The following is a 6,331-nucleotide window of genomic DNA, read 5'->3' on the forward strand; positions in this document are numbered from 1 at the left end:
ATAAGGGGTGTAGACGATGATGCTGATAAACCAGCGCTATATGGAATTAACCCCTAAGAATGAACAAGAAAAACTATTTGAGTGGACTGATACAGCTAGGGTATGGGGGCTATTTAGTCAAACCTATTATCAGCGATTTTGTTTTGCAAGAAATAAGCACATAAGCCATGCTGTGTATGAGAAGCTTGTGTAATCCCCCCTTATAATTGTTCCACACAAAATTAGAGTTCTCTGGGTATAATTAAGTACCGAGGAGAATTTGATGAAGAAATCGAGATATAGCGAAAGCCAAATTATTACCATTCTGAAAACCGTAGAATCAGGACGTCTAGTTAAAGATGTATGTCGGGAATATGGCATTTCTGATGCGACATATTACAACTGGAAAGCGAAGTATGGAGGAATGGAGGCTTCAGACGTTAAGCGGATGAAAGACCTGGAAGAAGAGAATCGTCGATTGAAGCAGATGTATGCCAATCTCAGTTTAGAACATACGATTCTCAAGGATATAATCGAAAAAAAGCTTTAAAACCAGCCGAAAAGCGGGAGCTTGTCGATTATGCCGTGACGTCGCATCAAGCAAGTTTACGCACAGCCTGCAAGGTGGTTGGTATTAGCCGGAGTACGTACGCTTATAAGCCGGATATTATGCGAGATAGGGTTGTCATTGAGGAGCTACAACGCTTGGCAGAAGATTATCCTGCATATGGATTTCAAATGATGTTTGATAAGTTAAGACAAGAAGGGTTCACTTGGAATCATAAGCGTATTTATCGCATCTATCGAGCCCTGAACCTGAATTTACGGCGTAAAGGTAAAAAGCGACTTCCGAATCGCTATCCTGATAAGTTGGCAGTTCCAGATACTATAAATCAGACTTGGTCAGCTGATTTTATGTCTGATTCATTGATGACTGGCAAGCGCTTTCGAACCTTCAATGTTGTCGACGATTTTAATCGGGAATTGTTGGGAATAGCCATCGATTTGAATCTACCTTCTTTGCGGGTAATTCGTGAGCTTGATCGGATTGCAGAGGTAAGAGGTTATCCCAAAAAATTGCGGTTGGATAATGGTCCTGAATTTATTTCAAAGTTGATGCTTAAATGGGCTGATGAACATGGTGTTAAGCTTGAATTTATTCAGCCTGGAAAACCGACGCAAAACTCCTATATTGAACGATTCAACCGAACTTATCGCACGGAAATATTAAATATGTATGCATTTAGAAACTTAACGGAGGTGAGAGAAATAACAGAGGCATGGATCAAAGAATATAACGAAGATCGACCGCATCAAGCTTTAAATAGTATGACGCCTGTCCAATACCGATTAAATAGAAATCCGGAAACCTCTAATTTAGCTTGGCACTAAAAAAGGAGGGTTTACACTTGTTGACGAATTGAATTTCGAATTACCTGAATTGTATTACAATTTAGCATCTTTGGATGCCGCCCTAGGATTATTATTATATCTAGTTGGAAACCCTCATTGGCTCAATCAGGAAACCCCCTTTACCGATGAAAACAAAAAATCTCCCGTTCTTCAATTTAATGAATTTTTCGATAAAGACCCAACAATCCAAGATTTTCAAGAGCTCCTCCATTTTATTCAAAAAAGGGCAATGTCACAATTAAACTTAACACCACATCTTTATCCATGTAATTAGATACTCAGTTTTAGGCCAACATACAGTCGAATCAATAAAAATTAAACGTTTCTAATAGAGCAATAGCTTCATGACTATAATTTCTTTTGTTCTCAAATAGTACTTAAAGAAAAAAATTATTATTGACCACCACTTTTGGAAGTACTATAGTAAATTTATCCTTGGAGAACTGCACTATCTACTGCTGAATAGGCAGCACGTAGTTCTCTGGGATATTTAATCAGAAACAAGAACTAAAAAAACGATTATGATAAGGGAATAATTTTTCCTTTGGCGTATACTGCTCCAGATTCATCATTAATATAAATAATACAAATTTATGCCCTATTTACACTTGGAATACCTCCAAGTACCAAACCAAGATCAACTTCTTTGGCGATATCTAGATTTTGCTAAATTTACCTATCTGATTCGCAACCAAAGTTTATACTTCCCTTCCCTAACCCAACTATTAAGTGCCGATCCGTGGGAAGGACTTCCTTCGCCTTTAAATTTTGATTACCCAGATCCCATCATGGACAAGTTGCATAAAGAGTCGCATTTTGGAGTAAGAAAAACGATGTTTGTTAATTGTTGGCATATAAATGATGGTGAATCGGACTCTCAATGGAAAATATACGGTAGAGACACCATGTCATTGGCAATTGTTACACGCTTCACAAACCTGGCTCAGGCCATCTCAGATCCAAAAAAAATTCATGGCTCTGTACTATCGTATTATGATCCGAAAAAAGAACGAACTTCTGAACTAGTTATTGAACAAGCATTGTCAAAAAGAAAAGCATTTGAACATGAAAAAGAATTTAGACTCTTTATTTGGGATCATAAATTATTAAAAGAAGAGCATCCACCTGAAGGACTGGTTGTAGCCATTAATATCAAAATGCTCATTGAAAAAATAATTATTAATCCTCTTGCTCCACAATGGTTTATAGAGCTTGTAGGAGCCGTTTTGAACGATTATGGACTTGAAAAAATATGTGTTGAGCGCTCCACGATTCTAGAGTCACTAGCCTATTAATCAAAATCCACAAGTCATAATCAGAAAGATACTTCAGTTGTTACGCCCTAATCCTAGGTAACACCACATCGTAAATAGCCACATTGAATACAGGTTATACTAATCGATACTCTGTGCACTACATGATTCGTTATACCTGTAACACCTGGCTCACTCAATTGAGGCTCAAAATAATGGAACCCGGATTTACAAATATGAGTAGCTCATTTATTGTTCCACTTTTTATACTTATATCGTGGTAAATCAAGAGCCAAGGAATACACCCAATGACATACTCAGAAAATAAAATGAAAAAGGATAGCAGCAATAAAAAAACCACACTTATTCGTGCGCAGCAATTAAATTCAAGTAGAAAGAAATCGAATGCTGAAAAAAAGAAAACGGGATTAGTTGAACGTAAATATTGGATAAAATCCGAAACTGCTAACATTTTGACGGCAACTAAAATAGAACTCCATGGCCGAATAATCAATGGAACTGAGATTTCAGAAATCGGGAACATACTCGATCTTTTAGTTGAAACCTACCTTTCAGAGTTAATTAAATAATTAAGAACAAATGTTGACGGACTCAACATTGATTGCTATTCTTTTTATATAAATCAGTTAAATGTGATTTTGTGATTCATACCACTCTATCGAACTAATTCTTTTGAGAGCATTCATCATGTCTTTATACGATCTGTGTATTTGTGAATTTTGTGGCACTACATTTAAATCCAGATCGAATGAAGATGTATGCTCTTCCTGTTCTCAAGGAACAAGAGCCTCACTACCAAATCATCAAAAATGCCTGCGCGTGGCCAAAAAAAATCGACAACATGCAAAAGCAGTTGGACTTAAGACGTTGACAGGAACCTCTAAACAAAAAGCATGGGGAGAAGTTATCAGAATGCAATTTCTTGCACATATGGAACGTTCCATAACTGTTGCTGAAGAAGATGTTCATGCAGTTTATCATCTATTAACTTCGGTACTATTTAAACCTGCTGCTGTATGGATAAAACATAGAGATGATTTGGAGGGCTTGCAAATGAATTTGGTGAAGGCAGTTCAACTCAAATCAAAAGCCAATGCCATGCATGCAAAGGGGGAAAGTAAGACAGAGGAATATCGCTTGATAGCCGATCAATATCATGAAATCATAGAACGCTTTTAATGAATATACGTGAACACTGCGATGTCGCAGATAGACTTAACTCGATTAATTAGGTAGGGAATTAACAGTGTATACATTCGAAAATACCGGCGTGATATTGCAACGAACCAATTATTTTGACTCAGCAGCAGCTAAAGAGGGAGAGTTTTATCTGACGTGGAATGCAGGATGTGCACGGTTACTAGTACCCGATAATCAAAAACATCTACTATCTGAAATGAGGCAAAGCAAATTCGTATCGATTTCATTAATTCCGGGTGGGTTAGAGATTTTATTCGATGACGAAACGGATGAACCATTCATGATTCAAATTGCTCAAGAACAAACAGATAGGGTTATTTCAATTGATGAACTCGGCAAGACATTTCAATTTTCTGTCTATATTCGTCTTGGTGAAAAATATGCTTTTCCTGGGATAATCCAGCCTGGCTCGAAATGAGCAAGCCCCCTATTTATTGGCAATAATTACTTCGTTGTAAAAACAGCAATTCACATACTTTTAATCCCGGCACCTGTCACGCCCCTACGTCACCAATTATACTAAAGGCGTGTTCAAATCAGATACATCTGATGCGTAACAGCTACTGCTGCTCTATTAAAAATGCTGAAGTTAAATTTAATTTATCAAAACGCTCTCACATTGAATCAACGGATTCAACGCTTAAAATGTGAATATTAACCTAAGATGTATGCATTCTTATACCCTTCAATTTGTGCCACCTCTTGTGCCCATGTTATTTCCCATTCTGATGGTGGAAATTGTTGATGCCATACAATAAAGATTCGTTTTTGACTGTCACTTAGTTTGAGATGATATCGCTGCTCCATAAACAAATAAGCGCGTGCAACAATTCCTTTTGCCGTATCGGATGGCTCTACCCTACGGTTCTTTTTATCTATTTTGATGTTGCAACCGAACTGCTGCTCTGATGAAGAAACCATACCAAAACGATAATTTGACCTGGCTTGATTAATCACACCCACCTCAGGCCATAAATTATATAACTCCGCTTCCATTTCTTTAAAACGAGGTTCTATTTTTTGACAACACGCCCTGCCCTTATAGGGCTTTCCGTTTTTACTGCACAATGGTTTTCGCCAACATTCAAACTGCTGGCCAAAATGCTCTGCCGCAACGATGTGTTCCCACTCTAATTGATGCGCTCGTTTTTTCATCAGTGCGTCACTCATACCGCAACTGGCCAAATCAATGTGCTTTCCCCTAAATGCACAGCCGCAATAAATCGTCATGGGATGTTGCGCAAACACCTCTCCTGCAATTTTTTTGGCTTGCGAAAAATTAGCCGGAGAGGCCCCACCTGCATTGGTCAAACAAAAAAGAAAAAAACTTATAAAAAATCGAAACATCAACTACCTCATGTATACTATACGTTTACTACGCAACAAACATAAAACCAATGGCCGAACACACCTTTACAACCACTCTTTTTAAAGACGATGGCCTTTGCCAAACCCTACGCGTCTCTTTTAACTATTTTTTGCCAGACCATCACATGCAGTGGCAAGACCCACAGTTGGGAAGCATTGCTCTATTAGAGGTGCAAGACGTGAGTGAAGTATCTATTTTATCGTCCCTCACCATTAATGAACACCTAAAAATCAGACATGAATGCTGGTCTTATATTGAAACCCATCACCTGGCAATCCCTCATCCCGTAGTGCCTATTCGTTAGCAACACCAATTCCCGCCCCAAATGTCTCACGCCACTATAAGAAATCTCTTGTATCAGAGCACAGGGATCTCTTTAGGTATACGCGCTCCCTCTTTGCTATAGTTACATTGAGTAACGACAATGGATGTCTTAAACGGACTTTTGTCTTGGTATCACGGATGATGCCTTCCACAAGGATGTGGGAAACTACTCAAAGACATAAAGGACTCGTCACTGCATGATGCATGAGATGAGTCTCCCCTTCCAGCAGATACACCTCAAAAAATACCTTACAACCCCATTTTTTTTCAGAGCGCATTGCAAACAAATGCTACATTGTCCTAAGTACTGGAAACTCTTGCATATCCTCCATGTATTCACAGAGATATCCACAGAAATTGTGGATAAGTAAAAAACGCATGCAGGAATTAAAAACGTCGATAAGCCTTACCCAGCAAGGACTTATCTTCTTGATGCTGCGTATCGGAGATTAAAGGAATTGGCGTGTGGGGAAAAATACCCACAGAAGAAAATAAAAAAGTAGAGTACTTGCAGCGACATCATAACAACAAAAAAAAGTAAAAAACAGTCTTGACTGGCATGATTTTTGATAAATAAAAAATTTAAACGAAAACACTTTAGGCATTGTGGCACTAACGACGCGCCATGCCCTCAATCAATACACTGCGCTCTGAATGAATATCGTGTTCGTGCCGTGATTTCCAGCTGAGGGAGTGACTTACTCGCCCCGTCCTTTTTATAAATTTCCTCATCAAGCCATAAGTGTTCCTCAGCTAATGACTCGTTGCTGAC

At 38.4% G+C, this 6,331-nt stretch carries 8 protein-coding genes; 7 read left to right on the forward strand and 1 reads right to left on the reverse strand.

Annotation, left to right across the window (positions count from 1 at the left end; all coding sequences use genetic code 11):
• Positions 1–16: 16 nt before the first annotated feature.
• The 6 genes from Q0495_RS07350 to Q0495_RS07375 all read left to right on the forward strand — a co-directional run bounded on the left by Q0495_RS07350 (position 17) and on the right by Q0495_RS07375 (position 4,284).
• The gene (locus Q0495_RS07350) at positions 17–193 is read left to right on the forward strand and encodes a hypothetical protein (protein WP_298624538.1); all 177 of its coding nucleotides are present in this window, start codon (positions 17–19) and stop codon (positions 191–193) included.
• A 69-nt stretch (positions 194–262) separates the two neighbouring features.
• Positions 263–1,371, forward strand: a protein-coding gene (locus tag Q0495_RS07355; protein ID WP_298624539.1) for an IS3 family transposase whose coding sequence is annotated in 2 segments (ribosomal slippage) — positions 263–515 and positions 515–1,371 — 1,110 coding nt in all. Because the reading frame shifts where the segments join, the coding sequence is not laid out codon by codon here.
• A 614-nt stretch (positions 1,372–1,985) separates the two neighbouring features.
• Positions 1,986–2,687 (forward strand): hypothetical protein, encoded by a 702-nt coding sequence (locus Q0495_RS07360; RefSeq protein WP_298624541.1) that lies wholly within the window; start codon positions 1,986–1,988, stop codon positions 2,685–2,687.
• Between the two features lie 266 nt (positions 2,688–2,953).
• Positions 2,954–3,235 carry a hypothetical protein gene (locus tag Q0495_RS07365; protein ID WP_298624542.1) on the forward strand — a complete coding sequence of 94 codons (282 nt, stop codon included), beginning with the start codon at positions 2,954–2,956 and terminating at the stop codon, positions 3,233–3,235.
• A gap of 118 nt (positions 3,236–3,353) precedes the next feature.
• Complete coding sequence (locus Q0495_RS07370) at positions 3,354–3,845, forward strand: hypothetical protein (RefSeq protein WP_298624543.1); 492 nt, start codon at positions 3,354–3,356, stop codon at positions 3,843–3,845.
• A gap of 67 nt (positions 3,846–3,912) precedes the next feature.
• The gene (locus tag Q0495_RS07375; RefSeq protein ID WP_298624545.1) at positions 3,913–4,284 is read left to right on the forward strand and encodes a hypothetical protein; all 372 of its coding nucleotides are present in this window, start codon (positions 3,913–3,915) and stop codon (positions 4,282–4,284) included.
• Between the two features lie 236 nt (positions 4,285–4,520).
• Here Q0495_RS07375 and Q0495_RS07380 read toward each other — a convergent pair whose 3' ends face one another.
• Positions 4,521–5,213, reverse strand: a complete 693-nt coding sequence (locus Q0495_RS07380; RefSeq protein ID WP_298624547.1) for an endonuclease — start codon at positions 5,211–5,213, stop codon at positions 4,521–4,523.
• A gap of 50 nt (positions 5,214–5,263) precedes the next feature.
• Here Q0495_RS07380 and Q0495_RS07385 point away from each other — a divergent pair, with 50 nt between their 5' ends.
• Complete coding sequence (locus Q0495_RS07385) at positions 5,264–5,539, forward strand: hypothetical protein (protein WP_298624548.1); 276 nt, start codon at positions 5,264–5,266, stop codon at positions 5,537–5,539.
• The last annotated feature ends 792 nt before the right edge of the window (positions 5,540–6,331 follow it).

The organism is uncultured Legionella sp., from assembly GCF_937871865.1.
Classification (GTDB): domain Bacteria; phylum Pseudomonadota; class Gammaproteobacteria; order Legionellales; family Legionellaceae; genus Legionella.

Coding starts and splice junctions, on each gene's coding strand:
- Q0495_RS07350 (WP_298624538.1), top strand. CDS start 17: ATGATGCTGATAAACCAGCGCTATATGGAATTAACCCCTAAGAATGAA.
- Q0495_RS07360 (WP_298624541.1), top strand. CDS start 1,986: ATGCCCTATTTACACTTGGAATACCTCCAAGTACCAAACCAAGATCAA.
- Q0495_RS07365 (WP_298624542.1), top strand. CDS start 2,954: ATGACATACTCAGAAAATAAAATGAAAAAGGATAGCAGCAATAAAAAA.
- Q0495_RS07370 (WP_298624543.1), top strand. CDS start 3,354: ATGTCTTTATACGATCTGTGTATTTGTGAATTTTGTGGCACTACATTT.
- Q0495_RS07380 (WP_298624547.1), bottom strand. CDS start 5,213: ATGTTTCGATTTTTTATAAGTTTTTTTCTTTTTTGTTTGACCAATGCA.
- Q0495_RS07385 (WP_298624548.1), top strand. CDS start 5,264: ATGGCCGAACACACCTTTACAACCACTCTTTTTAAAGACGATGGCCTT.